26 protein-coding genes are annotated in these 23978 nt (G+C 56.8%); 19 read left to right on the top strand and 7 right to left on the bottom strand.

What is annotated here, in order from left to right; all coding sequences use genetic code 11:
• Positions 1 to 169: 169 nt before the first annotated feature.
• The 7 genes from ABLU86_RS23905 to ABLU86_RS23875 are packed head-to-tail and all read left to right on the top strand — an operon-like array spanning position 170 to position 7088.
• Positions 170 to 1036, top strand: coding sequence for a MurR/RpiR family transcriptional regulator (locus ABLU86_RS23905; protein WP_015370101.1), 867 nt, complete (start codon positions 170 to 172; stop codon positions 1034 to 1036).
• A gap of 11 nt (positions 1037 to 1047) precedes the next feature.
• Positions 1048 to 1629 carry a D-alanyl-D-alanine dipeptidase gene (gene ddpX, locus ABLU86_RS23900; RefSeq protein WP_015370100.1) on the top strand — a complete coding sequence of 194 codons (582 nt, stop codon included), beginning with the start codon at positions 1048 to 1050 and terminating at the stop codon, positions 1627 to 1629.
• The gene (locus ABLU86_RS23895) at positions 1626 to 3188 is read left to right on the top strand and encodes an ABC transporter substrate-binding protein (RefSeq protein WP_348796340.1); all 1563 of its coding nucleotides are present in this window, start codon (positions 1626 to 1628) and stop codon (positions 3186 to 3188) included. Before ddpX ends, ABLU86_RS23895 begins: the two co-directional genes overlap by 4 nt.
• Positions 3189 to 3248: 60 nt before the next feature.
• Entirely contained in the window at positions 3249 to 4268 is a 1020-nt protein-coding gene (locus ABLU86_RS23890; protein ID WP_015370098.1) for an ABC transporter permease, read from the top strand.
• A gap of 3 nt (positions 4269 to 4271) precedes the next feature.
• The gene (ddpC, locus tag ABLU86_RS23885; protein ID WP_015370097.1) at positions 4272 to 5162 is read left to right on the top strand and encodes a D,D-dipeptide ABC transporter permease; all 891 of its coding nucleotides are present in this window, start codon (positions 4272 to 4274) and stop codon (positions 5160 to 5162) included.
• Positions 5162 to 6151: an ABC transporter ATP-binding protein gene (locus ABLU86_RS23880; protein WP_032712361.1), complete on the top strand. Its 990-nt coding sequence runs from the start codon at positions 5162 to 5164 to the stop codon at positions 6149 to 6151. Before ddpC ends, ABLU86_RS23880 begins: the two co-directional genes overlap by 1 nt.
• The gene (locus ABLU86_RS23875; RefSeq protein ID WP_348796341.1) at positions 6144 to 7088 is read left to right on the top strand and encodes an ABC transporter ATP-binding protein; all 945 of its coding nucleotides are present in this window, start codon (positions 6144 to 6146) and stop codon (positions 7086 to 7088) included. Before ABLU86_RS23880 ends, ABLU86_RS23875 begins: the two co-directional genes overlap by 8 nt.
• A 322-nt stretch (positions 7089 to 7410) precedes the next feature.
• Here the strand turns inward: ABLU86_RS23875 and ABLU86_RS23870 are convergent, their stop codons facing one another.
• On the bottom strand, positions 7411 to 8931 hold the full coding sequence (locus tag ABLU86_RS23870; protein ID WP_015703226.1) for an aldehyde dehydrogenase family protein: 1521 nt from the start codon (positions 8929 to 8931) through the stop codon (positions 7411 to 7413).
• 265 nt (positions 8932 to 9196) lie between these two features.
• Between ABLU86_RS23870 and ABLU86_RS23865 the strand changes: the two genes are divergently transcribed.
• Entirely contained in the window at positions 9197 to 10978 is a 1782-nt protein-coding gene (locus ABLU86_RS23865; protein ID WP_348796342.1) for a sigma-54-dependent Fis family transcriptional regulator, read from the top strand.
• Here the strand turns inward: ABLU86_RS23865 and ABLU86_RS23860 are convergent, their stop codons facing one another.
• The gene (locus ABLU86_RS23860; RefSeq protein ID WP_348796343.1) at positions 10979 to 11575 is read right to left on the bottom strand and encodes an undecaprenyl-diphosphatase; all 597 of its coding nucleotides are present in this window, start codon (positions 11573 to 11575) and stop codon (positions 10979 to 10981) included.
• Positions 11576 to 11634: 59 nt separating this feature from the next.
• Positions 11635 to 12573, bottom strand: a complete 939-nt coding sequence (locus ABLU86_RS23855) for a LysR family transcriptional regulator (protein WP_020078131.1) — start codon at positions 12571 to 12573, stop codon at positions 11635 to 11637.
• A 102-nt stretch (positions 12574 to 12675) separates the two neighbouring features.
• Here ABLU86_RS23855 and ABLU86_RS23850 point away from each other — a divergent pair, with 102 nt between their 5' ends.
• From ABLU86_RS23850 to ABLU86_RS23840, 3 genes are all read left to right on the top strand, one after another.
• On the top strand, positions 12676 to 13281 hold the full coding sequence (locus ABLU86_RS23850; RefSeq protein ID WP_047740391.1) for an NAD(P)H-dependent oxidoreductase: 606 nt from the start codon (positions 12676 to 12678) through the stop codon (positions 13279 to 13281).
• 78 nt (positions 13282 to 13359) lie between these two features.
• Positions 13360 to 13659, top strand: coding sequence for a metalloregulator ArsR/SmtB family transcription factor (locus ABLU86_RS23845; RefSeq protein ID WP_045395188.1), 300 nt, complete (start codon positions 13360 to 13362; stop codon positions 13657 to 13659).
• Positions 13660 to 13668: 9 nt separating this feature from the next.
• Positions 13669 to 14190 (top strand): rhodanese family protein, encoded by a 522-nt coding sequence (locus tag ABLU86_RS23840; RefSeq protein WP_348796344.1) that lies wholly within the window; start codon positions 13669 to 13671, stop codon positions 14188 to 14190.
• Here the strand turns inward: ABLU86_RS23840 and lpxO are convergent.
• Entirely contained in the window at positions 14187 to 15089 is a 903-nt protein-coding gene (gene lpxO, locus ABLU86_RS23835) for a lipid A hydroxylase LpxO (RefSeq protein ID WP_348796345.1), read from the bottom strand. The genes ABLU86_RS23840 and lpxO overlap by 4 nt on opposite strands.
• Before the next feature lie 207 nt (positions 15090 to 15296).
• On the opposite strand from lpxO, the gene ABLU86_RS23830 reads away from it, so the two are divergent.
• Entirely contained in the window at positions 15297 to 15476 is a 180-nt protein-coding gene (locus ABLU86_RS23830; RefSeq protein WP_015370085.1) for a hypothetical protein, read from the top strand.
• Positions 15477 to 15518: 42 nt separating this feature from the next.
• Here the strand turns inward: ABLU86_RS23830 and stpA are convergent, their stop codons facing one another.
• On the bottom strand, positions 15519 to 15920 hold the full coding sequence (gene stpA / locus ABLU86_RS23825) for a DNA-binding protein StpA (protein ID WP_032706443.1): 402 nt from the start codon (positions 15918 to 15920) through the stop codon (positions 15519 to 15521).
• 716 nt (positions 15921 to 16636) lie between these two features.
• Between stpA and alaE the strand changes: the two genes are divergently transcribed.
• Positions 16637 to 17086: an L-alanine exporter AlaE gene (gene alaE, locus ABLU86_RS23820; RefSeq protein WP_015370082.1), complete on the top strand. Its 450-nt coding sequence runs from the start codon at positions 16637 to 16639 to the stop codon at positions 17084 to 17086.
• A gap of 64 nt (positions 17087 to 17150) precedes the next feature.
• On the opposite strand, the gene ABLU86_RS23815 is transcribed toward alaE, so the two are convergent.
• The gene (locus ABLU86_RS23815) at positions 17151 to 17513 is read right to left on the bottom strand and encodes a DUF2002 family protein (protein WP_015370081.1); all 363 of its coding nucleotides are present in this window, start codon (positions 17511 to 17513) and stop codon (positions 17151 to 17153) included.
• 149 nt (positions 17514 to 17662) lie between these two features.
• Between ABLU86_RS23815 and ABLU86_RS23810 the strand changes: the two genes are divergently transcribed.
• Entirely contained in the window at positions 17663 to 18010 is a 348-nt protein-coding gene (locus ABLU86_RS23810; protein WP_015370080.1) for a DUF883 family protein, read from the top strand.
• Positions 18011 to 18086: 76 nt separating this feature from the next.
• Here the strand turns inward: ABLU86_RS23810 and ABLU86_RS23805 are convergent, their stop codons facing one another.
• Positions 18087 to 19445, bottom strand: coding sequence for a PLP-dependent aminotransferase family protein (locus ABLU86_RS23805; RefSeq protein ID WP_348796346.1), 1359 nt, complete (start codon positions 19443 to 19445; stop codon positions 18087 to 18089).
• A gap of 90 nt (positions 19446 to 19535) precedes the next feature.
• Between ABLU86_RS23805 and ABLU86_RS23800 the strand changes: the two genes are divergently transcribed.
• The 5 genes from ABLU86_RS23800 to nrdF all read left to right on the top strand — a co-directional run bounded on the left by ABLU86_RS23800 (position 19536) and on the right by nrdF (position 23893).
• Complete coding sequence (locus tag ABLU86_RS23800; protein ID WP_015703232.1) at positions 19536 to 19967, top strand: carboxymuconolactone decarboxylase family protein; 432 nt, start codon at positions 19536 to 19538, stop codon at positions 19965 to 19967.
• A 183-nt stretch (positions 19968 to 20150) separates the two neighbouring features.
• A complete protein-coding gene (gene nrdH, locus ABLU86_RS23795) occupies positions 20151 to 20396 on the top strand; it encodes a glutaredoxin-like protein NrdH (RefSeq protein WP_020078126.1) in 246 nt (81 codons plus the stop codon).
• Positions 20393 to 20803, top strand: a complete 411-nt coding sequence (gene nrdI, locus ABLU86_RS23790; protein WP_015370076.1) for a class Ib ribonucleoside-diphosphate reductase assembly flavoprotein NrdI — start codon at positions 20393 to 20395, stop codon at positions 20801 to 20803. Before nrdH ends, nrdI begins: the two co-directional genes overlap by 4 nt.
• Positions 20776 to 22920 carry a class 1b ribonucleoside-diphosphate reductase subunit alpha gene (gene nrdE, locus ABLU86_RS23785; protein WP_047077141.1) on the top strand — a complete coding sequence of 715 codons (2145 nt, stop codon included), beginning with the start codon at positions 20776 to 20778 and terminating at the stop codon, positions 22918 to 22920. Before nrdI ends, nrdE begins: the two co-directional genes overlap by 28 nt.
• Before the next feature lie 10 nt (positions 22921 to 22930).
• Positions 22931 to 23893, top strand: a complete 963-nt coding sequence (gene nrdF / locus ABLU86_RS23780) for a class 1b ribonucleoside-diphosphate reductase subunit beta (protein WP_047077140.1) — start codon at positions 22931 to 22933, stop codon at positions 23891 to 23893.
• Positions 23894 to 23978 lie beyond the last annotated feature (85 nt).

The following is a 23978-nucleotide window of genomic DNA, read 5'->3' as shown; positions in this document are numbered from 1 at the left end:
TATTTGTGCAATGAATAACCAAATCCTACGCTCAGGATCCGCACACTTCCCAATAGATTAGCGTTATTGCGGGAAATACTATTTCCCGCAATAGCTGGCACACATCGTGCTTTGTTAATTGAGTATCAGAATTCTGTTAAATGAGAGCGAACTATCATTAAGGGCAGAGATGAACGATAGCAACGGCTTGTTTCACATTATTGAATCCACTTTCAGCCAGCTCACGCCGAGCGAAAAGCGTATTGGCAGCTGGCTGTTAAGCCATCGGGAGCATATCCCGTTTGAGACCGCCGACAGCATTGCGCAGGCCACCGGCACCAGCGGGATAACCGTAGGCCGCTATCTGCGCAAGCTGGGCTATCGCAATCTCGATGACGTGAAGCACAGCCTGAAGGAGCCCGCTTCAACGCCCTACCGCCAGTGGGGAGTGATCGACCGGCTTGACTCCTGGTCACAGCAGCAGGCGCAGCCGGATCGCGCCAGCCTGTCGTTGCAGATGGAGCTGGATGCCATTCGCTATGTCTATCAACTGGCGCAGGAACCGACCTTCGCCCGCGTCAGTCAACGCATCGCCGAGGCCGACGCGGTTATCATCATTGGCATTCAGTCGACCCGCGGCATCGCCAACACATTCTTCAGCCATCTGGAATACCTGCGCCCGCGCGTGACCTACGCCGACGGCAGTTCCGGTAGCTGGCTGGAATCATTGAATTCTGAATACCAGCGCCCCTATGTGGTGCTGACCGATACCCGCGCTTACTCCGTCGCCGCGCGCCAGTTTTGCCGGGTCGCCTGCGAACGCGGGGTTGCCACCGCGCTGGTCACCGATATCTGGTGTCCGTGGGCGCGCGACTATCCGGTTGATTTACTACAGGTAAAAACCGATACCGGCCACTTCTGGGATTCGCTGGCGCCGATCGGTTGCCTTTTTAATCTGCTGCTCTCCGCGGTGGTGGAACGGCTGGGGCCGAGCCTCTCCAGCCGCCTTGCCGCGAACCGCGCGCTGCAGCAGGAATTTGGTCAGTTTGAACGTTAAGGAAATTTTCGATGAGCCATCTTTCCCTGGTGGATATCGCCGCGCGTTTTCCCACGCTGCCTGTCGACCTGAAATACGCTACCGCCGATAACATTACCGGCCAACCGATTTACCGCGAAGCCCGCTGCCTGCTGCACCCCGACGCGGCCGTCGCGCTGGAGAAATCTATCGCCATCGCCGCGCTGGCGGGCTATCGCCTGCTGGTACTTGACGCCTATCGTCCACAGCGCGCCCAGCAACTGCTGTGGAATGCCTGCCCGAACCAGGATTATGTCGTACCGGCCAATATCGGCTCCAACCACAGCCGCGGCACCGCCATCGACGTAACGCTACTCGATGAACACAACAACCTACTCGACATGGGCACCGCCTTTGACGAAATGGACGATCGCTCGCATCCCTACCACCCGGCGGTAGCGCAGGAGGCCCAGCGCAATCGCCTGTTGCTGAACGCCATTATGTTCGGCGGCGGCTTTAAAGGTATTACCACGGAATGGTGGCACTTCGAACTACCGGACGCGGCCGGTTATCCGCTACTCGATGATGTTTTCGCCTGTTTCTCCCCCGCTCAGATTGACGGAGTTTCACCATGAACATGACTCGCCCAGCATCCGTAGGTTTTCGCCCGTTACTATTAGCCGCCGCGCTCTGCGCCGCCATCCCTTCCGCCTTTGCCGCGGTGCCGAAAGATATGCTGGTGATCGGCAAAGCCGCCGACCCGCAAACGCTCGACCCGGCCGTCACCATCGATAACAACGACTGGACGGTGACCTATCCGGCCTACCAGCGGCTGGTCAAATACAAAACCGATAATGGCAAAGGTTCAACCGATGTCGAAGGCGATCTCGCCGAAAACTGGCAGGCCTCCGACGACGGCAAAACCTGGACCTTCACTCTGCGCAAAGGCGCGCAGTTTGCCGACGGCTCGCCGGTGACGGCAGAGGCGGTCAAACTCTCTTTTGAACGCCTGATGCGCATTAAACAGGGGCCATCGGAGGCGTTTCCCAGCGGGCTGAAGGTGGATGTCGTCGATCCGGCCACCGTACGTTTCACGCTGCCGGAATCTTTCGCGCCGTTCCTGCATACCCTCGCCAATGACGGCGCCTCCATCATTAACCCGGCGGTGCTGAAAGCCAACGCCGCCGATGACGCCCGCGCCTATTTGGCCGAGCACACCGCGGGCTCCGGCGCGTATAGCCTGCAGCGCTGGCAGAAAGGCCAACAGTTGGTGCTGGTGCCCAACCCGCACTTCAGCGGCAATAAGCCGGCCTTTAAGCGCGTCACGGTGAAAATCATCGGCGAAAGCGCCGCCCGTCGTCTGCAGTTGACCAAGGGCGATTTGGATATCGCCGACGCCCTGCCGGTCGATCAGTTTGCGGCATTGAAGAAAGAGGACAAGGTGACGGTCTACGACTATCCGGCGCTGCGCGTCACCTATCTGTATCTCAACAACAGCAAAGCACCGATGAACCAGGCGGATCTGCGCCGCGCGGTGTCGTGGGCAACGGACTATAAAGGCATGGTCGACGGCATTCTCGGCGGTAACGGTAAGCAGATGCGCGGGCCGATCCCCGATGGCATGTGGGGTTACGACGCCAGCGCCATGCAGTATTCATTAGATCTCGACAAAGCCAAAGCGGCGCTGGGCAAGGTAGCGGATAAGCCGAAAACGCTGACGTTCCTCTACTCCGATAACGATCCGAACTGGGAGCCGATTGCGCTCTCCACTCAGGCCAACCTGCAGGCGCTGGGTATCCAGGTCAAGCTGGAGAAACTGGCCAACGCCACCATGCGCGAGCGCGTGGGTAAAGGTGATTACGACATCGCTATCGGTAACTGGAGCCCGGATTTCGCCGATCCCTATATGTTTATGAACTACTGGTTCGAGTCGGACAAAAAAGGGCTGCCGGGAAACCGCGCGTTCTACGATAACCCACAGGTTGATGCGTTGTTGAAACAGGCGGTTGCCACCACCGATCAGGCGGCGCGGACCAAAGATTATCAGCAGGCGCAAAAAACCGTCATTGATGACGCCGCCTACGTCTACCTGTTCCAGAAGAACTATCAGGTCGCCATGAACAAGGAGGTGAAAGGCTTCGTTTTCAACCCGATGCTTGAGCAGATTTACAATATCGCCGACATGCACAAGTAGCGGGCCGTCTCTCCATCTTGTCGGGTCGGGCCGTCACAGGCCCGGCCGAGGAGCGTCATCATGAGTTTCTGGGGTTTAATACGACAGCGCTGTTGGGGGCTGATATTAGTCGTCGCCGGCGTCTGCGTGATTACGTTTATTATTTCGCACCTGATTCCCGGCGACCCGGCGCGGCTGCTGGCGGGCGATCGCGCCAGCGATGAAATCGTCCGCCATATTCGCCAGCAGCTGGGGCTGGATTTACCGCTCTGGCAGCAGTTTGCCCGCTACGTTGACGCCCTGCTCCACGGCGATCTCGGCACCTCGATTCGCACCGGCCGCCCGGTACTGGAAGATTTAAAAACCTTCTTCCCGGCGACGCTGGAACTGGCCTTTTGCGCGCTGCTGATTGCCCTACTGGTCGGCATCCCGCTCGGCGTGCTGTCGGCGGTTTACCGCAATCGCTGGACCGATCACCTGGTGCGCCTGATGGCGCTGACCGGCATCTCGACTCCGGCATTCTGGCTCGGTCTCGGGGTAATCGTCTTGTTTTACGGCAAGCTCGATTGGCTACCCGGCAGCGGCAGGCTCGATGACTGGTTCGATCCGCCCACCCGCGTCAGCGGTTTTTATCTGCTGGATTCACTGCTGGAAGGCAATATTGAAGTCTTCTTCAATGCCCTGCAGCACCTCATTTTGCCGGCGGCCACCCTTGCCTTCGTTCATCTTGGCATCGTCGCCAGGCAGATCCGCTCGGCAATGCTCGAGCAGCTCAATGAGGATTACATTCGGACCGCGTTAGCCAGCGGCCTGCCGAAATTCACCATTGTGGTGCGCTATGCGCTACCCAACGCGCTGATTCCCTCCATCACCGTGCTCGGGCTGGCGCTGGGCGATCTGCTGTACGGCGCGGTGCTCACGGAAACGGTGTTCGCCTGGCCTGGAATGGGCGCTTACGTGGTGTCTTCGATTCAGGCGCTCGATTTCCCCGCCGTGATGGGCTTCGCCATCGTGGTCTCCTTTGCTTACGTACTGGTCAACCTGGTAGTCGACCTGCTCTATTTATGGATCGACCCGCGCATGGGTCGGGGAGAAAGCTAAGTGATGATGACTCAGGAACAACCGCTTCCACGGCCAAAGGCTGAAAAAAGCGGCCACTGGAAGCGTCGTTGGTGGTTGATCCGCCAGAGCCCGCTAACGCTGATTGGCGCAGCGATCATGCTGATCATGCTGTTTTTAATGATCTTCTCGCCGTGGCTGACGCCGCACGATCCTAACGCTATCAACCTTGCCGCGCGTCTGCAGGCGCCGTCGTTCGATCACTGGTTTGGTACCGACGAGGTCGGCCGCGATCTGTTCAGCCGCGTACTGATCGGCAGCCAGCAGTCGGTGGCCGCCGGGCTGGCGGTGGTATTGATCGCCGGGATCAGCGGCTCGCTGCTGGGCTGTCTCTCCGGGGTGCTTGGCGGGCGCAGCGACGCGCTGATTATGCGTCTGATGGACATTATGCTGTCGATTCCGTCGCTGGTGTTGACCATGGCGCTGGCGGCGGCGTTAGGCCCGAGCCTGTTCAACGCGATGCTGGCGATCGCCATCGTGCGTATTCCATTTTACGTGCGCCTGGCGCGCGGCCAGACGCTGGTGGTTCGTCAGCATACTTTCGTCGAGGCCTCGGTGACGTTTGGCGCCTCGCGCTGGCATCTGATCAGCTGGCATATTCTGCGTAACGCCCTGCCGCCGCTGGTGGTGCAGGCCTCGTTGGATATCGGCAGCGCGATCCTGATGGCCGCCACGCTCGGTTTTATTGGCCTCGGCGCCCAGCAGCCCACCGCGGAATGGGGCGCGATGGTCGCTAACGGCCGCAACTACGTGCTCGATCAGTGGTGGTACTGCGCCTTCCCCGGCGCGGCGATCCTGATCACCGCCGTCGGCTTTAACCTGTTTGGCGATGGCATCCAGGATCTACTGGATCCCAAAGCCGGAGGGCGCAACTAATGGAAAATCGGGTCTTAACTATCGATAACGTTCGCCTGAGTTTCCCGGTCTATCAGGGCCAGGTCAACGTGCTGAATAATATCTCGCTGCACATCGATCGCGGTGAAATCGTCGGCGTGGTGGGCGAGTCGGGTTCTGGTAAATCGGTGACCGCGATGCTGGCGATGCGGTTGCTTCCCGCCGGCAGCTATCATATTCATAGCGGCGCTATCACCCTGATGGGTCACGATATGCTCAACCTGACGGAAAAAACGCTACGCGATATTCGCGGCAGCAAGGTCGCGATGATTTTTCAGGAGCCGATGACCGCGCTTAACCCCACCCGACGCATCGGTAAGCAGATGGCAGACGTCATCCGCCAGCACCGTCCCATGTCGTTGCGTGAAGCGCGCGCCCGCGCCGTCGAGCTGCTGGCGGATATGCAAATTGCCGATCCGCAAAGCGTGCTCAAGCGCTATCCCTTCGAACTCTCCGGCGGCATGCGCCAGCGGGTGATGATCGCTATCGCCTTCTCCTGCGAACCCGACCTGCTGATTGCCGACGAACCGACCACCGCGCTGGACGTCACCGTGCAGCGTCAGGTACTGCGCCTGTTAAAGCAAAAGGCCCAGGCGACCGGCACAGCGGTGCTGTTTATCAGCCATGATATGGCAGTGGTCTCTCAGGTGTGCGATCGGCTGTACGTCATGTACGCCGGCGCGGTCATTGAAAGCGGCAACACCGGAGAAGTGCTGCAGCAGCCGCAGCATCCCTACTCTATTGGCCTGTTAAACAGCGCCCCCGACAATGGCGAACCGCGCACGCCGCTACGTTCTATTCCCGGCACCGTGCCGAATCTGGCGCGTCTTCCCGCCGGCTGCGCCTTCCGCGAACGCTGCTTCGCCGCGGGTGAAGCCTGCGGTATCACCCCCACGCTGCAGGCTCATGATAACGCCGCCGATAGACAGGCTGCCTGCTGGTACCCGCAACGGGAGAACGCCCATGTTTGAGACGCTATTAACCCTCAATGATGTGCACCTGACCTTTGCCGCGCAGAAAAACTGGCGCGGGAAAGTCATCGAACGCGTCTATGCGCTAAACGGGCTGGATATGACGGCCAGGCGCGGCGAAACCTTAGGGATCGTTGGCGAATCCGGATGTGGGAAAAGCACCCTGGCGAAGCTGCTGATGGGCATGTTAAAGCCCTCTTCCGGCCACTTCACCCGCGCGCCGGCGCGCGGCGAAAACCAGAGCGGACGCATGCAGATGGTGTTTCAGGATCCGCTCTCATCGCTGGATCCGCGGCTACCGGTCTGGCGCACCATCACCGAACCGGTGTGGATCCAGTCGCGCATGCCTGAAAAGGCGCGTCGCGATCTCGCCGAGCAGCTGGCGCTACAGGTGGGGATCCGTAGCGAATATCTCGATCGGCTGCCGCACGCTTTTTCCGGCGGCCAGCGCCAGCGTATCGCCATCGCCCGCGCGCTCTCGTCGCAGCCGGAGATAATCGTGCTTGATGAGCCGACTTCGGCGCTGGACATCTCGGTGCAGGCGCAAATCCTCAATCTGCTGGTCGAACTCCAGCAGCGGCAGAATCTCACCTACGTGCTGATTTCGCATAACGTCTCGGTGATACGCCATATGAGCGATCGGGTGGCGGTGATGTATCTCGGGCAAATCGTTGAGATGGGGGAGACGCGGCAGGTGCTGGATAATCCTGCGCATCCTTATACCCGGCTATTGATGGAGTCGGTACCGCGCATCGGTTCGCCATTAGGCGAAGGCGTGCGCAATACCGAACTACCGGGCAACCGCCGGCTACCGACGGGATGCTTCTTTCGGGAACGCTGTCCTTACGCCAGCCAGGGCTGCGAACGGCCGCAGCCGCTGGAGGCGCAAGCGAATGGCGCGCAGGTCCGCTGCTGGAAAGCACAAACAATAAGATGAGACCGGGCGCCGCCCGGTGCTACTGTTATCGGTTTGCAACGGTTTTGTGTACGGAAAACATGTGCTTTGTGTTAATTCAGAGCACATTGCGCTCCCGATATTTCTTCTGCGTTATGGCTCTCATGGCGCAGGGAGCGCACAGACCGTAGGCCGGATAAGGCGAAGCCGCTATCCGGCGCAAAAGCGGCGCCTTATCCGCGGATATTGCCCGGCGGCGCTGCGCTTGCGCGGGACTACAGATCCAGTGCAATGGGTGGCCCAGAGCCATAGGTAGCCCGGGGAAGGCGCTTACGCCGCCCCCGGGTCAGCCGTTATAAATGAATCAGAACAGCCCCAACGGCGCAGTGCCGTAGCTCACCAGCAGGTTTTTAGTCTGTTGATAGGCTTCCAGCGCCATCTTGTGGGTTTCCCGCCCGACGCCGGACTGCTTATAGCCGCCAAACGCGGCATGCGCCGGGTAAACGTGATAGCAGTTGGTCCACACTCGTCCGGCCTTGATGCCGCGCCCCATGCGGTACGCCAGGTTAGTATCCCGCGTCCACACCCCGGCCCCTAAACCAAACTGCGTCTGGTTCGCGATCGCCAGCGCCTCCGCCTCGTCCTTAAAGGTGGTCACTCCGATGACCGGGCCAAAGATCTCCTCCTGGAAGCTGCGCATCTCGTTGTGCCCTTTAATCAGCGTCGGCTGAATATAGAAGCCGCTATCCAGCTCAGCGGTAATGCTCGCCCGATCGCCGCCGGTGAGGATCTGCCCGCCTTCATCACGAGCGATCTTGATATATGACAGGATCTTATCGAACTGCTGGCGTGATGCCTGGGCGCCGATCATCGTTTCGGTATCAAACGGATCGCCGCGACGGATCTGCATCACTTTCGCCATTACCCGCTCCATAAACGGCTCGTAGATCGATTCGTGGATCAACGCGCGCGACGGACAAGTACAGACTTCTCCCTGATTGAAGAAGCCCAGTACCAGCCCTTCCACCGCCTTCTCGATAAACTCCTCCTCGCCATCCATTACGTCGGCAAAATAGATATTCGGCGATTTGCCGCCCAGCTCAACGGTGCAGGGAATAATATTCTCCGCCGCGCAGGCCATAATATGACGGCCTACCGGCGTCGAGCCGGTAAAGGCGATTTTAGCGATCCGCTTGCTGGTGGCCAGCGCTTCGCCGGCCTCTTTGCCAAAGCCCTGCACCACGTTCAACACCCCTGCCGGGAAGAGATCGCCGATAATTTCCATCAGCAAAGTAATACTCAGCGGCGTCTGCTCCGCCGGTTTTAAGACCACGCAGTTGCCTGCCGCCAGCGCGGGCGCCAGTTTCCATGCCGCCATCAGCAGCGGGAAGTTCCACGGAATAATTTGCCCAACCACGCCTAACGGTTCGTGGAAATGATAAGCCACGGTGGTGTCGTCAATTTCGGCGGTACTGCCTTCCTGCGCGCGCAGACAACCGGCGAAATAGCGGAAATGATCGACCGCCAGCGGCAGGTCGGCGTTCAGGGTTTCGCGGATTGGTTTGCCGTTATCCCAGCTCTCCGCTACCGCCAGATACTCCAGATTCTCCTGAATGCGGTCGGCGACCTGCAGCAGAAGATGAGAACGCTGCTGTACCGAGGTTCGCCCCCAGGCGTCCGCCGCCCGGTGTGCCGCATCAAGGGCCAAATCGATATCTTTGGCGTCGGAACGGGGAAACTGCGCAATGTTGCTCCCATCGACGGGAGAAGTATTCATGAAATATTCGCCGCTTAACGGCTCGACGAATTTACCGTCTATGAAGTTGCCGTAGGCCGATTTGAATGAAACCAAAGCGCCCGGTTTGCCAGGATGAACATAACGCATCGCAATCTCCTTCTGTAGGGTTAAGGCGCAGCGGCGTGGTGGTTTTTGCTATTGTCCGCTGCACGGTTTCTCCTGTAGCAGGGGTTATGCCAGGTTTGCGTACTTCACATAAAATTCATAATTTCCAAATAATTACCTATATCCTTCTGCCGATTCGCGTCCTCTTTGTCGCACAGGATCCCGCTTCTGTGTTGCGAATCGCAACACCAAGAAAACCAAATTGCTACAATATTGCAACACAAACCAGCCGACCACGAGGTGCGCCGTGCAAGGAAATCCGTTCACTATCACCCCCGAGGCGCAGTCCAGCACGCTGCTGAGCGACTCCTGGCAACGCAGCCAGCGTTATGGCCTGCAGCCAACGAGCGACGAATTTCCGCGCCTGCGCGGCGGCGAACTGGCCGACGTGCTGGAAAGCAACCGCAGCCTACAACGGCTGGCGCAACCGGTGGCGACGCTGCTGGCGCAACGTGCCGCCGGGCTGCAATCGGTAGTGATTCTTTCCGATGCCAGCGGGCTGGTACTCCGAACCTTCGGCAATAGCGCAGCGATGGAAAAAGCGCAAAGCTTCGCTCTGGAGCCTGGCAATATCTGGAGCGAAAGCGGTCGCGGCACCAACGCTATCGGTACCGCGCTGGCGATTGACGACAGCTGCGAAGTCGAAGGCCGCCAACACTATTTAACCCGTAATCAGGATTTGTACTGCGCGGCGGTTCCCCTACAAAGCCCCGATGGCCAGATTGCCGGGGCGCTGGATATTTCCGGCCCGGCGCATATCCCGCATCCCCACTCTCTGGCGTGGATTAAAGAGGCCGCCAAACAGATTGAATATCTGTGGGTAAAACAGAGTCTGCATCCGCAACAGTGGTTAATGAGCCTGCACTCGCGGGTACAGAAGCTCGATAGCGCCGAAGAGCTGCTGCTGGTTTTCTCCGATAACCTGCTGACCGCGGCCAATCGCCTGGCCATCCGCGAACTGGGCCTGCAGGCCGGACAGATCGGACAGATGACCTTCCAGCAGTTGTTCCCCCGCCTGACGCAAACGGCGGTCAGCGTGCCGCTACCGATGACCTTCCAGCAACGTGGCTACTACTACCGTCTGCGCGCGCCAACCCGCGCCAGCGTCGCCGTTCCCGCACAACCAGCACTTAACCTGCCGTTTTGCGCGTCCGGCGAAGGCGAGAAAATGGTCCGCCTGCTCAACGCCGGTATCGCGTTGTGTATCGAAGGCGAAACCGGCTGCGGCAAAGAGTTCCTCAGCCGTGAACTGCATGCGCATAGCCGCTGGCGCAGCGGTAAATTCGTCGCCATCAACTGCGCGGCCATTCCGGAATCGCTGATTGAATCGGAGCTTTTCGGCTATCAGGCGGGGGCTTTTACCGGCGCGAATAAAAACGGCTATATCGGCAAAATTCGCGAAGCCGATGGTGGGGTGCTGTTCCTCGATGAAATCGGCGATATGCCGCTGGCTCTGCAAACCCGTCTGCTGCGGGTATTGCAGGAAAAAGAGGTCATGCCGCTGGGTGGGAATCGCAGCGCGCCGGTGAACTTCGCCTTGATTTGCGCCACCCACCGTCATCTCGCGCAGCGTGTCGGCGAAGGCGCATTTCGCGAGGACCTGCTCTACCGCCTGCGCGAGTATGCTTTTACCATCCCGCCGCTACGCCAATGGCCTGAACTCAAGCAGTTTATTCCAGCGTTGTGGCGCTCGCTTGGCGCGGCAGAACGCCATATAACCCTCTCTGACGCGCTGATTCATCAACTGACATTATGTCGTTGGCCGGGTAACGTGCGTCAGTTGCAAAGCCTGCTCAAAGTCCTGTTGGCGCTGGCGGACGATGGCGAATGCCTGGGCGTCGCGGCGCTGCCGGAGGAGTATCAAAGCGCGCAGCAAACCAGCGCTCCGGGCGGGCTTCAACAACATGATGCAAAACTGATTGCCGATACGCTGGTCCGCTTTAACGGCAATGTGAGTAAAGCGGCGCAGGCGTTAGGCGTCGCGCGCAGCACGCTGTATCGACGGGCCGCGCGCGTACAAAGGAAGTGACTACGGCGTAAAGCGCGCCGGCAGCCAGGAGAAGAGACGGCGGCTCAGCGCTTCGCACAGCGCCACCAGCGTCTGCCCCAGCCGTTGCCAGACCACTTTTGCTACGCAGAGGCTCAGTGCTGAAATCAGCGCCGCGCCCAGCATATCCAGCGGGAAATGGACGCCGAGAAAAATACGCGCCCATGCTACCGGCAGCGCCGCCGCCAGCACCAGCAGCCCAATGCCGCGCAGGCGTAATGACAGCAGCGCGAAGGCGGAGCTGAACATTACGGTGCCGTGATCGCTTGGAAAAGAGTTATCCGCCGGGTGGCTTATCCAGGTATGGCCCAGCGGCATCATAAACGGCCGCGGATGGAACCACAGGGTTCCACAGGCAACCCCCAGCCCTAACGCTATCAAAATCGTCATGGCGCAAAACAGCGCCTGTCGATGCCCCTGACGACCGCCAAGGAACCATAATCCCAGCAATATCGCCGGCACAATGAGAATAAGCCAGCTGGCGGAGAATTGAGCCAGTAGCAATAGGCTGTCCGGCGTACCTGGCCCGGCATTCAGCGTAAGGAAGGCGTTCTGGTTAAACGTTTCTAACAGGTTCATGGCGAGTTCTCGTCACAGTCATCATGCTGTCATTATCGCCGGCATACCTTAAGCCCGGATTAACCTGACGCTGAAGAATCCTCCTGGTTTTCTCCACCGGCTAACTGCTGCGGCAGCCGCGCCAGCAGTTCATCTACCACCACGCGAATTTTCTGCGGCACCCATACCGCTTCCGGCCAGACGGCGCTGATCGCAAAACTGCCGCTGACGGACGACGGCAATATTTGCTGGAGTTCTCCCCGCGCTATCTCGTCCGCCACCAGCCAATCCGGCAGCCAGGCGATACCCAGCCCGCTTTTTGCCGCCGCGGCGATGGCGGCGAAATCATCCATCGCCAGTCCGGGCTGAGGGCGAAACGCGAGCGCCGCTCCCTGCGTATCGCGCAAATGCCATTTCTGCATCTGCCCGGCGTAGAGATAGCCGATGGTAAGATGCTCGTGCAGTTCTTCCGCCGTCTGCGGCGCTGGTTGATTATGCAGATATAACGGCGATGCGCAGAGAATCATGCCGTGCTGGCCTAAACGCCGGGCCTTAAGAAAGCTGGAATCGCTCAACGCGCCGATACGTATCGCCATATCGAACCCTTCTTCAAACAGATTGACCTGACGGTCGCTAAACGACAGCTCGAGCTTAAGCTCCGGATAACGTTGGCTAAGAGGAAACAAGATCGGCGCCACGCAGCGTTGGCCAAACAGCACCGGCAGGCTAATTCGCAGCCGCCCTTGCACCAGGGTTTTTCCACGCTGAATTTCATTTTCCGCATCCCGCAGGTTATCCAGCGCCCGGCGGGATTGCAGATAAAAGACCTCGCCTTCTTCGGTCAATGCCTGCCGGCGAGTGGTGCGCTGGAACAGCGCGACGCCGAGCCGCTGTTCCAGACGGGAAATGCTCTTGCCGACAGCGGATCGCGTCACGTTCAGCTTCTCCGCGGCTTGCGCAAAGTTGCCGCATTCGACGACGGCGACAAATACTGGGATCGCATTTAAATCACTGCGCATTGATTGGTTCCTGAATGGATACAATGATAAAAAATAATGTCACTACTGGAGAAAAAAAGACAGTGTTACCCTGCGGACCATCAACTTTATGAGGAGTCCGTCATGAGTAACGTTTTGATTTTAAAATCCAGCATCAACGGCCCGGCGTCGCTAACCAACCAGCTAATAGATGAATATATGCAGACCCGCCTCGAGGCCGGTCATCAGGATTCGGTCGTCGAACACGATCTGACCACCCTCGCCTTGCCGAAACTCGACGGCGCGCTGTTTGCTGCGCTGCGCGGCGCGCAAGACCCGCGCCCGGCGATTCAGCAAGGGGTTGCCCTCTCTGATTCACTCATCGGCGAGTTAAAGGCCAGCGATCTGCTGGTGATCGGCGCGCCGATGTATAACCTCAACGTGCCAACCGATCTCAAAAACTGGTTCGATCTGGTGGCGCGGGCGCGGGAAACCTTCCGCTACACCGAGACCTGGCCTCAGGGACTAGTGGAAGGCGTGCGTGCGGTGGTCATTAGTTCGCGCGGCGGCGTCCATGACGGGCAACCCAGCGATGCGGTCACCCCTTACCTGCGCGCGGTGCTGGGATTGATGGGGATTAGCGACGTCGAATTTATCTACGCCGAAGGGATGGATATTCGCCCGCACGGCCGCGACGCGGGCATTGCCCACGCCCGCCAGCATATTGCCAGGGCCGCTCAGTTGGCGTGAGATCCGCTGCTTCTGTGGGCTGGTAAAGGGTCAGCTTTTATTTTAGAATAATCTAAATTTAGAAAAGACTAAAATAAAATGACCACAGCACAACAACTGCAGGCCAGCGCCGGGGAAGCCGCTGTCCTGCTGAAAGCGATGAGTAATCCCCACCGGCTACTGATTCTGTGCATGCTTTGCGAAGCCCCGCGTACAACCGCAGGAGAACTGGCGCAAATCACCGGCCTGAGCCCTTCCGCCACCTCTCAGCATCTCGCGCGGATGCGCGATGAGGGGCTTATCGACAGCGAACGCGACGCCCAGCGCCTGCGCTATTTCATTACCCATCCCGCCGTTCAGCAGGTCATCGCCACGCTGAAAACCATTTACTGCCCGTAAGGAGTCCTTATGACTATCGCCACCGTCACAGCCAACGAAGCCCAGGCGCTTATCGCCCAGGGGGCGCGGTTAATTGATATCCGCGCTGCCGACGAATACGCCCGCGAGCATATTCCGGAGGCGACACTGCTGCCATTAGAACAATTAACTCACGGCGCGGCGCTCAATGCGCAGCCGGGCGACACCATCATTTTTCACTGCCAGGCCGGCTCGCGCACGCAAAATAACGCCAGTTTTCTGGCCGCCGCCGCCGCGCCCGCGCAGGTTAAGCTGCTGGCTGGCGGTATTCAGGCGTGGCGGGCGGCGGGGTTGCCGATAGTCGAAGATAAATCCCAGCCGCTGCCGCTAATGCGCCAGGTGCAAATCGCCGCAGGCGCGCTGATTTTGCTGGGCGTAGTGCTGGGATACGCCGTCAACAGCGGCTTTTTCTTGCTGAGTGGTTTCGTTGGCGCGGGGCTCACTTTCGCTGGTCTCACCGGTTTCTGCGGCATGGCGCGCCTGCTGGCGGTCATGCCGTGGAACCGGCGTTAAAACGCCTGCCAGATGAGTAGCGCAATGCCGCCGAAAAGTAGCCATTTGACGATGTAGTAAACCGTTTTATTCCATTTTTTTAAACGCTTGCCGACAATGCGGATTTGATAAATGTAGCGGAAGCTGCGATTAATTCCGCCGGTGCGGTCGCCGACGTCGTTCGGCGCGGCGGCGGCGCTCATTAAATTTCGCCCCAGCCAGTGGTTCACCTTCTGCGCCCAGCGGTAACGCATGGGCCGTTCGATATCGCAAAAAAGAATCAGCCGATTCTCACCGCTGGTATTTTCCGCATAGTGAATATAGGTTTCGTCAAACAGCACACCCTCACCATCGCGCCAGCTGTAGCGTTCGCCGTCCACTTCAATAAAACAGCGGTCATCATTCGGCGTCGCCAGCCCGAGATGAAAACGCAGCGACCCGGCGTAAGGATCGCGGTGGCGAGGCAAACGGCTACCATCGGGTAGCGTGGCGAACATTGCCGCTTTAACCGAAGGAATCCCACGCAGCAGCTCGGTCGTTTTTGGACATAGCTGGCTGGCGGAGGGATGCGCGTCTTCATACCATTTCAGGTAAAACCGTTTCCAACCGGTTTTAAAAAATGAGTTAAATCCGGCATCATTATATTTTTCCGCCGCTTTTATTTGCTCCAGACGCTGCAGATTAATCCCCTCTTCACGAATAACCAGCCAGTTCTTTTGTAATATCGCCAACTCTGGAAAAGTCTCCGGGCGTAGATACGGCGTATTTGGCACGCGAGAAAAAAGGTACATAAAGCCATTAAGCGGCGCGGTAAAAGTTGAATGATCGGAAAGCTGCCGCCAGAAACGATAGCGAACCTTTCCGCGATAATGGACGTAGAGCACAGCAATTATAATAATAAGTAAAATGATATACTTCATATTCGCTTATCTGACCATGTTCTGTTTTTAATCATTCCTCGCTGGCAGCGTTAGTTGCCTTCACCGCAGCGCCGTCAAAACTATTAACAAAGATAATACATCCACCCCACATTGTTTTAACAAAAAACAGCACGATCATTGAATCCGTCAGCGTCGTTGAGCTATCGTTTAGGTTCTTAGTTGTGACCAATGCACAGGAGAAACACCATGTTTGCAACAGGCGATCTGGTACAACCGCGCGTCGGCGGGCCAAAATTGAAGGTAGTGGAAGTGAATGGCGATAGTCTGGTCGTCGTTCAGGCAAGTAACGAGCAGGGTGAAAAGTTTACCCTGAAAGCGGTTGATGTTACGCCTTATACCGAAGAAGGCGATTTCGGCGTCTGCTAAGTAAAACGGTGGGGAATCCCACCGTTTTAACCTACGCTCGATTTAAATCAGGAAGCTCTCAAGCGATTTCCCTTGCGCGACGGCTAAAGCGATCGGCTTCGGCATACGTCCCTGCCCGGTCCAGGTTTTTTCTGCGCCGGTATGGTCGGTATAACGATATTTAGCGGGACGCGGCTTACGCTTTTTACTGCTTTTCGCCGGGGCCATTTCATGCAGCACTAATTCATCAGGTGAAATACCATCAGCAACCATTAATTCCAGCCAGGTATTAATTTTCTCCTGATATTCTGCCTGCTGCTGTTGCGTCTTCTGCTGCTCAGCGCGTTTTTCTTCAGTGACGATCCTGAGCTTTTCCAGCATCTCTTCAAGCACGTCAGTGGAGAATTCACGCGCCATAGCACGCAGTGAGCGAATATTATTCAGTTTTTGTAACATAAAAGACATAAAGATCAAAAATCCCAAATCGAAAAAATAAAACAAGAATTACCTGTTCAGTTTAATAGATATGTATATTTATTTCCAGCCTTAGCTTATTCAAATAAATATGTACAGGATTACACCTATGAACGCGCTGAAATTTATTGGCGGGTAATAGCGAAATAGAACATAAATACAGCCTAGCGCAGATGAATAATGCATAGTGCGACATGATAATATTCATAATGTTATATTTATAGCCACTTCAGTGAGTTATAAAATCATCGCCCGCCGTGGGGAATGCCAATAGCTTTACGACAATGAATTTAAATTCACATAATCAGAATAAAACCCATTATTTACATACAGCATCAAATGCTGATAAAAAGGCATTCATCCAGTAAATAACGCCAATAGTGACCAGTATCACATTACGTAATCAGGCGCCCGCCTTATCAACCTCCCTTCCCCTGTCATGCTTACTCGTCACCTTACAAAACAAAATCATATCTATTTGATATTAAACAACATAATCAAAAAAATGAACAAAAGTAGCGCAAGCTGAGCAAAACGCCAGTTCACAGAGTGTTTTATCGACAAAAAGGCGATAAATAAAAATTTATAGCTAGTTGTCACTTACTAAACAGAGATATACTCTACACACATCAAAACAGGCAGCCCAAAACCGCTACACCATGCGCACTTTTCGGCGTTATTGACTTAATTTTTCGAGGAGCATACCGATGTTCTCTGCTCAATCCCGCTTGCGTCATGCGGTAGCAGACACCTTTGCAATGGTGGTCTACTGCACCGTTGTCAATATGATGATCGAAATTTTCCTCTCCGGAATGACCTTTGAGCAGTCGTTATCTTCACGCCTGGTCGCGATCCCGGTCAACATTATTATTGCGGTGCCTTATGGCTTCTATCGCGACTTCGCCATGCGTCAGGCGCGCCGAATCAGCACCTCGGGATGGATGAAAAACATTGCTGACGTCGTCGCATATGTGACTTTCCAGTCACCGGTGTATGTATTGATTCTGCTGTCGGTAGGCGCAGACTGGCATCAAATTGCCGCCGCGGTCAGTTCAAACATTCTGGTATCAATGATGATGGGCGCAGTGTACGGCTACTTTCTCGACTTCTGCCGTCGCCTGTTCCGCGTCAGCCCTTATCAGCAAGCTAAAGCCTGATCCTTGTCATTCAGCGACTGGCCGCTGCCAGTCGCCCGCTTTCAACCAACCCGCATTTGACTATTTAGCCGTGAGACATCTGCGGCTGAGCTTCGCCAAACAGCCCATTCAGAAAACGCTCAAGCGCCATCCGCGAACTAAAACCGTGGGGAATGCCGTAATGCTGCTGCGCATCCCCCGCCAAATAGAGCGGAAACTGTTCATAATGGTCGCAAGTTTTAATCTCGCTGGCAGGTTCAGCCAGTGAATTACTGCGCTCTTTGAGCGCCGGATGAATAACTAAAGCGGTACGCCCCATGCGCGCTTCGCGGTTCACATAAACATAATTATCGCCACGGCGATATCCATACGCTTTTTGCGTCACAACATCCATGGTGAAGCCGGCTTTTTCAAGAACACGCGCCACCTCATCGGGTCTTAAATACATACTGATTCCTCGTTATCTTTTACCGCACATTTACCTTACCTTATTCACGAATAGCAGCGCTTTCAGAAAATTCCATAAACTCCCGCAAAAGCATAATGCAAAATCATGTCCTACACTTAATAACTCGAATGGAACAAAGGGAGAAACCAATGGCTAACCGTGTGAACCGCAACGACATTGATGAAAGCGCCGAGGATATTCATAACGAAGTCAGCCAATTAGCGGATACGCTGGAAGAAGTGCTGAAATCATGGGGCAGCGATGCGAAAGATGAAGCTGAGAATGCGCGCAAAAAAGCGCAGTCGCTGCTGAAAGAGACGCGTGCCCGCCTGAACGGCAATACCCGCCTGCGCCAGGCGGCCTATGATACCGTTGAACGCGCCCGGGATGCCGCCGGCTGCGCCGACAGCTACGTGCGCGATAAACCCTGGCAGAGCGTTGGCGCGGCCGCCGCCGTTGGGGTATTTATTGGCGTTTTGCTTAATTTGCGTCGATAATAGTATTGATAGACTACATGTGAAGATAACAAATACGCGTCTGACCCTGCGTCCCAATGGTACGCAGGGTTTTTTGTTATTCCCCGCTGGCCAGCGCTTGCTTTAATTCGCCTACCACTTCATGCGCCATCACCGCCGACGTTATATTCGTAAAACTCATCAATAGCCCGCCCTCACCGCGGCTAAGCATGCGCCAATCGCTCAACGCCTGCACCGCCAGCCCGGCTCGTTGGCAGCGCCGTGCCTGCTCGCGATCGTCTCCCTTCACCGCCATCACCAGTTGGATCCCGCCGGACTGCGGTACTACCTGAAAACCCTGCGCCTGCAGCGCCGACTCCAGCCACTGCCTGCGCAACGCGTAGCTGGCGCGCATTTTTTTCAGATGGCGCCAGAAATGCCCCTCATTGATGAAGTCCGCTAACGTTTGCTGCCATAAGGTCGGTACATTACAGTGGCTCAATTCAGCCTGACGGCGAAACCGCGCCGCCAACGGCAGAGGTACCACCAGCCACGCGACGCGCAGCGCTGGAAACATCGATTTACTAAATGACCCGGCGTACAGTACCCGCTGTGGCGCATCGAGGCTTTTCAGCGGCGGTAACGGTTTCCCCTGATAGCGAAATTCACTGTCGTAATCATCTTCAATAATCCAGCTATCGCGCTGCGCCGCCCACTGCAGTACCTGGCGGCGCCTCTCCAGCGATAGGGCCACGCCGAGCGGGCTTTGATGCGCTGGAGTCAACAGCGCAAAGCGCGCCTGCGGAGAGTGTGCCTGCGCCCAGTCGATATCCATTCCCTGTTGGTCAATCGGTACCGGATCGATATTGACCCCCGCCGCGCTAACCACCGGGCGAATGAACGGATATCCCGGATCCTCCATCCACATATGCTGCCCCGGTTGCGCGAGGGTACGCAAAATTAGCGCCATTGAGGCCGCATAGTTGCCGCTAATCACAACCTGCTCCGGCTGGCACTCGATGCTGCGCGACAGACGTAAATAGTCGACAATCGCCTGACGGAGAACCGGTTCGCCGCAGGGATCGCCGGGCGTGAGGTCGAAGCGCGATTGCGTCCGTAGCCGCCGCCCCATCACCCGCGCCCACACCCCGCGCGGGAAAAGATCCAGTGCCGGTAGCCCCATTTGAAAAGGCTGCGGCGCGGAGGATCCCTGGCCTGCCGTCGGGCGCTGAGCCGTGACCTGCCGCGGGCTTAGGCGCTCGCTGACAAAGGTACCCGCCTGGCCGCGGCGCTCCAGCCAACCCTGGGCCACCAGCTCGCCCCAGGCATTTTCAATCGTCGCCCGCGACACGCCAAGCTCCTGCGCATAAACCCGGCTCGCGGGCAGGCGGCTTCCCGGGGCCAGCTCGCCATTCTCAATCGCTGATTTCAGCTGTCGGGCGATACGCTGGTAGTGCGGCACTTTTTTGGCTTCCATCATGGTCTGCTTTTTTCATCACAATATGGCTATCTTATGCAGTCCATTATAGTGCTATTTTGCCCGGGTCTTAGAGAGGAGAACTGCAAGATGACCACATTACGTCAGCCGTACAGCGAACTGAGCCCGGAAATCTATAAGGGGTTGGTTCAGGCCAGCATAGCGCTGGAAAAAAGCGAATTGGGCAGCACGATGGTGGAGCTGGTCTATTTGCGGGTGTCGCAAATTAACGGCTGCGCTTTTTGCCTTGAGATGCATAGCAAAGCGTTACGCAAAGCCGGCGTTGCCCAGGACAAGCTGGATGCGCTGGCAGGCTGGCGCGTAAGCGCCCACTTCAGCGCCGCGGAACGCGCGGCCCTGGCATGGGCGGAATCGGTTACTGATATCGCAGCCAGCCACGCTGAAGATGAGGTGTACCTGCCTTTAGAAGAGCATTTTACCCCCCGCCAGATTAGCGATTTAACCTTCGCCATCAGCCTGATGAACGCCTTCAACCGACTTGCGGTCGCGATGCGGATGTAATTTTCGGGTATCGACTTCCCTCCCCCGCCAGGCTAGTCGGTGGGGGATAACTTATCGAAAAACTCTATATATTGCGTGGTTGAAGTTTTAAATAACTACATCTAGTATTTCCTGAACAGTAAGCCCATAACGTTCGGCACGATTTTTTACGCCGTCTTGTTATCTTAAATGGAAATACGAATCATGCGCATTATTATTTACACTCGAAATGACTGCGTGCAATGCCATGCCACCAAACGCGCGATGGAGAGCCGCGGTTTCGCCTTCGATATGGTCAACATCGACCAACACCCTGAAGCCATCGACATGCTGCGCGAGCAGGGATTCCAGCAATTACCGGTGGTGATGGCCGGGGAAACCCGCTGGTCCGGCTTCCGCCCGGATATGATTAATCGCCTGCGTCCCGTCGCGGCTACGGCCAGCCTATGAGCCTCATCGTCTACTTCTCCAGCAGCTCGGAAAATACGCATCGCTTTGTGCAGCGTCTGGCGCTGCCTGCCGTGCGCATCCCGCTCAACGAGCGTGAGCGAATTCAGGTAGACGAACCCTATATTCTCATCGTCCCCAGCTACGGCGGCGGCGGGACGGCAGGCGCCGTGCCGCGCCAGGCGATCCGCTTTTTAAACGACCCGCATAATCGCCGGCTGATTCGCGGCGTGATCGCCGCCGGTAACCGTAACTTCGGCGAGGCCTATGGCCGGGCGGGAGAGGTCATCGCGCAGAAATGCGGCGTACCGTACCTGTATCGTTTTGAGCTGATGGGTACCCAGCAAGATGTCGACAACGTGCGTAAAGGAGTAAGCGAATTTTGGCAACGACAACCGCAGAACGTGTAACCGCCGGGGCGTCTGATTTCCACGCCCTCAATGCGATGCTGAATTTATACGACAGCAACGGCCGTATTCCCCTGGAAAAGGACCAACAGGCGGTCGAAGCATTTATCCATAATCACGTGCGCCCCAACAGCGTACCGTTCGCCGGGCTGGAGGAGAAACTGCAATGGCTGAGCGACGAAGGTTATTACGATCCGGCAGTGCTGGCCCGCTATGAGCGACGTTTCGTGCTGGCCCTCTTCGCCCACGCGCATCAACACGGTTTTCGCTTCCGTACTTTCCTCGGCGCGTGGAAGTTCTACACCAGCTATGCCTTACGCACTTTCGACGGCAAACGCTACCTGGAGCATTTCGCCGACCGCGCCTGCATGGTGGCGCTAACCCTGGCCCAGGGTGATGAAACCCTGGCGCGACAGCTGGCCGATGAGATCCTCGCCGGGCGCTTTCAGCCAGCGACGCCGACCTTCCTCAACGCCGGTAAACAGCAGCGCGGCGAGCTGGTCTCCTGCTTCCTGCTGCGTATCGAAGATAATATGGAGTCGATCGGTCGGGCGGTGAACTCCGCCCTGCAGCTGTCAAAACGCGGCGGCGGCGTGGCGTTCCTGCTCTCCAACCTGCGCGAAGCGGGCGCGCCGATTAAACGTATCGAAAACCAATCCTCCGGGGTGGTACCGGTGATGAAAATGCTGGAAGACGCCTTCTCATACGCCAACCAGCTGGGAGCGCGTCAGGGAGCCGGCGCGGTTTACCTTCACGCCCATCACCCCGATATTTTGCGCTTCCTCGATACCAAGCGGGAAAACGCGGATGAGAAGATCCGCATTAAAACCCTGTCGCTGGGGGTAGTCATTCCGGATATCACCTTCCAGCTGGCGAAAGAAGACGCGCAGATGGCGCTGTTCTCGCCCTATGACGTTGAGCGACTGTACGGCAAAGCCTTTGGCGATATCGCCGTCAGCGAGATGTATGCGCAACTGGTGGCCGACGACCGCGTTCGTAAACGCTGGATCCGCGCCCGCGATCTGTTCCAGCGGCTGGCGGAAATTCAGTTTGAATCCGGCTATCCGTACATCATGTTCGAGGATACGGTGAACCGCGCCAATCCGATCGCCGGGCGCATTAATATGAGCAACCTCTGCTCGGAGATCCTGCAGGTCAATAGCGCCTCCACCTTTGACGAAAATCTCGATTACGCTACCGTTGGCGAGGACATTTCCTGCAATCTCGGCTCGCTGAATATCGCCCACACTATGGATTCGCCGGACTTCGCCCGCACCGTCGAAGTAGCGGTTCGCGGCCTGACGGCGGTCTCCGATATGAGCGATATCCGCTCGGTGCCATCGGTGGCGGCGGGTAATGCCGCATCGCACGCCATCGGCCTTGGCCAGATGAACTTGCACGGCTATCTGGCCCGCGAGGGGATCGCCTACGGCAGCCCGGAGGGGCTGGACTTCACTAATCTCTATTTCTACACCGTCACCTGGCACGCCCTGCGCACCTCTATGGCAATGGCGCGCGAGCGTGGCGTGCGTTTTGCCGGGTTTGAGCAGTCGCGTTACGCCAGCGGCGACTATTTCCAGCAGTATTTGCAGGGTGACTGGCAGCCGAAAACCGCCACGGTGCGCGAACTGTTCGCCCGTGCGGGGATTACCCTGCCCGATCGTGAGATGTGGCGCCAGCTACGCGACGACGTGATGCGCTACGGCATTTATAACCGCAATTTGCAGGCGATCCCGCCGACCGGTTCGATCTCTTACATCAATCATGCCACCTCCAGCATTCATCCGATTGTGGCGAAAATCGAGATCCGCAAAGAAGGTAAAACCGGCCGCGTGTACTATCCGGCGCCGTTTATGACTAACGACAATCTGGCGCTGTATCAGGATGCCTGGGAAATTGGCCCGCAAAAAATTATCGATACCTATGCTGAAGCCACGCGACATGTCGATCAAGGGCTGTCGCTGACGCTGTTCTTCCCGGATACCGCCACCACGCGCGATATCAACAAAGCGCAAATTTACGCGTGGAAGAAAGGTATCAAGACGCTGTATTACATTCGCCTGCGCCAGCTGGCGCTGGAAGGTACCGAAATCGAAGGCTGCGTGTCCTGCGCGCTGTAAGGAGAACAGGATGACCCATTTATCGCGCATCAGCGCCGTTAACTGGAATAAAATCGAGGATGATAAAGACCTCGAAGTGTGGAACCGGCTGACCAGTAATTTCTGGTTGCCGGAGAAAGTGCCGCTGTCCAACGACATTCCGCACTGGCAGACCCTGACGACTCAGGAGCAGCAGTTGACCATCCGCGTCTTTACCGGGCTGACGCTGCTCGACACCATCCAGAATACCGTCGGCGCCCCGGCGTTGATGACCGACGCTCTCACTCCACATGAAGAGGCGGTGCTGTCGAACATTAGCTTTATGGAAGCGGTGCATGCCCGCTCCTATAGTTCGATATTCTCGACCCTGTGCCAGAGCAAAGATGTCGATGCCGCCTACGCCTGGAGCGAGGAGAACGCTCCGCTACAGCGCAAAGCGCAGTTGATGCTCAATTACTACCAGGCCGATGAACCGCTGAAGAAAAAAATCGCCAGCGTGTTCCTGGAATCTTTCCTCTTCTATTCGGGGTTCTGGTTGCCGATGCATTTTTCCAGCCGCGGCAAGCTGACCAATACCGCCGATTTAATTCGCCTGATTATTCGCGACGAAGCGGTGCACGGTTACTATATTGGCTATAAATATCAAAAAGGGCTGGAAATCGTCAGCGCCGCGAAGCGTGAGGAGTTGAAAAATTTCGCCTTTGATCTGCTGATGGATCTATACGATAACGAACTGGCTTATACCCGCGAACTGTATGCCGACAGCCCGTGGCTTGACGACGTCAACGCGTTCCTCTGTTACAACGCCAATAAAGCATTGATGAACCTTGGCTATGAGGCGCTATTCCCGGCGGAAATGGCCGCCGTGAACCCGGCAATTCTTGCGGCGCTGTCGCCAAACGCCGATGAAAACCACGACTTTTTCTCCGGTTCCGGTTCTTCTTACGTCATGGGTAAAACTGAAGCGACCGCCGACGACGATTGGGACTTTTAATCTCGCGATCGCTGGGGAATATATCAATACATTCTCCAGTGATCTATTTCACATTATTTCCTATTATCACACAAATAACCCTCTG

The organism is Klebsiella sp. JN_Kp121, assembly GCF_040062145.1.
Taxonomy (GTDB): Bacteria; Pseudomonadota; Gammaproteobacteria; order Enterobacterales; family Enterobacteriaceae; genus Klebsiella; species Klebsiella aerogenes.
This window is presented reverse-complemented; position numbering and strand designations above follow the sequence as displayed.

Bases quoted from the DNA above. Each gene is read 5' to 3' on its own strand.
- stpA (WP_032706443.1), bottom strand. From the start codon at position 15,920: ATGTCTTTTATGTTACAAAAACTGAATAATATTCGCTCACTGCGTGCT.
- ABLU86_RS23860 (WP_348796343.1), bottom strand. From the start codon at position 11,575: ATGAACCTGTTAGAAACGTTTAACCAGAACGCCTTCCTTACGCTGAAT.
- ABLU86_RS23850 (WP_047740391.1), top strand. From the start codon at position 12,676: ATGAGTAACGTTTTGATTTTAAAATCCAGCATCAACGGCCCGGCGTCG.
- lpxO (WP_348796345.1), bottom strand. From the start codon at position 15,089: ATGAAGTATATCATTTTACTTATTATTATAATTGCTGTGCTCTACGTC.
- ABLU86_RS23800 (WP_015703232.1), top strand. From the start codon at position 19,536: ATGACCACATTACGTCAGCCGTACAGCGAACTGAGCCCGGAAATCTAT.
- ABLU86_RS23830 (WP_015370085.1), top strand. From the start codon at position 15,297: ATGTTTGCAACAGGCGATCTGGTACAACCGCGCGTCGGCGGGCCAAAA.
- alaE (WP_015370082.1), top strand. From the start codon at position 16,637: ATGTTCTCTGCTCAATCCCGCTTGCGTCATGCGGTAGCAGACACCTTT.
- ddpX (WP_015370100.1), top strand. From the start codon at position 1,048: ATGAGCCATCTTTCCCTGGTGGATATCGCCGCGCGTTTTCCCACGCTG.
- nrdH (WP_020078126.1), top strand. From the start codon at position 20,151: ATGCGCATTATTATTTACACTCGAAATGACTGCGTGCAATGCCATGCC.
- ABLU86_RS23845 (WP_045395188.1), top strand. From the start codon at position 13,360: ATGACCACAGCACAACAACTGCAGGCCAGCGCCGGGGAAGCCGCTGTC.
- ABLU86_RS23895 (WP_348796340.1), top strand. From the start codon at position 1,626: ATGAACATGACTCGCCCAGCATCCGTAGGTTTTCGCCCGTTACTATTA.
- ABLU86_RS23905 (WP_015370101.1), top strand. From the start codon at position 170: ATGAACGATAGCAACGGCTTGTTTCACATTATTGAATCCACTTTCAGC.
- ABLU86_RS23815 (WP_015370081.1), bottom strand. From the start codon at position 17,513: ATGTATTTAAGACCCGATGAGGTGGCGCGTGTTCTTGAAAAAGCCGGC.
- ABLU86_RS23840 (WP_348796344.1), top strand. From the start codon at position 13,669: ATGACTATCGCCACCGTCACAGCCAACGAAGCCCAGGCGCTTATCGCC.
- ABLU86_RS23805 (WP_348796346.1), bottom strand. From the start codon at position 19,445: ATGGAAGCCAAAAAAGTGCCGCACTACCAGCGTATCGCCCGACAGCTG.
- ABLU86_RS23875 (WP_348796341.1), top strand. From the start codon at position 6,144: ATGTTTGAGACGCTATTAACCCTCAATGATGTGCACCTGACCTTTGCC.
- ABLU86_RS23855 (WP_020078131.1), bottom strand. From the start codon at position 12,573: ATGCGCAGTGATTTAAATGCGATCCCAGTATTTGTCGCCGTCGTCGAA.
- ddpC (WP_015370097.1), top strand. From the start codon at position 4,272: ATGATGACTCAGGAACAACCGCTTCCACGGCCAAAGGCTGAAAAAAGC.
- ABLU86_RS23870 (WP_015703226.1), bottom strand. From the start codon at position 8,931: ATGCGTTATGTTCATCCTGGCAAACCGGGCGCTTTGGTTTCATTCAAA.
- ABLU86_RS23880 (WP_032712361.1), top strand. From the start codon at position 5,162: ATGGAAAATCGGGTCTTAACTATCGATAACGTTCGCCTGAGTTTCCCG.
- nrdF (WP_047077140.1), top strand. From the start codon at position 22,931: ATGACCCATTTATCGCGCATCAGCGCCGTTAACTGGAATAAAATCGAG.
- ABLU86_RS23810 (WP_015370080.1), top strand. From the start codon at position 17,663: ATGGCTAACCGTGTGAACCGCAACGACATTGATGAAAGCGCCGAGGAT.
- ABLU86_RS23890 (WP_015370098.1), top strand. From the start codon at position 3,249: ATGAGTTTCTGGGGTTTAATACGACAGCGCTGTTGGGGGCTGATATTA.
- nrdI (WP_015370076.1), top strand. From the start codon at position 20,393: ATGAGCCTCATCGTCTACTTCTCCAGCAGCTCGGAAAATACGCATCGC.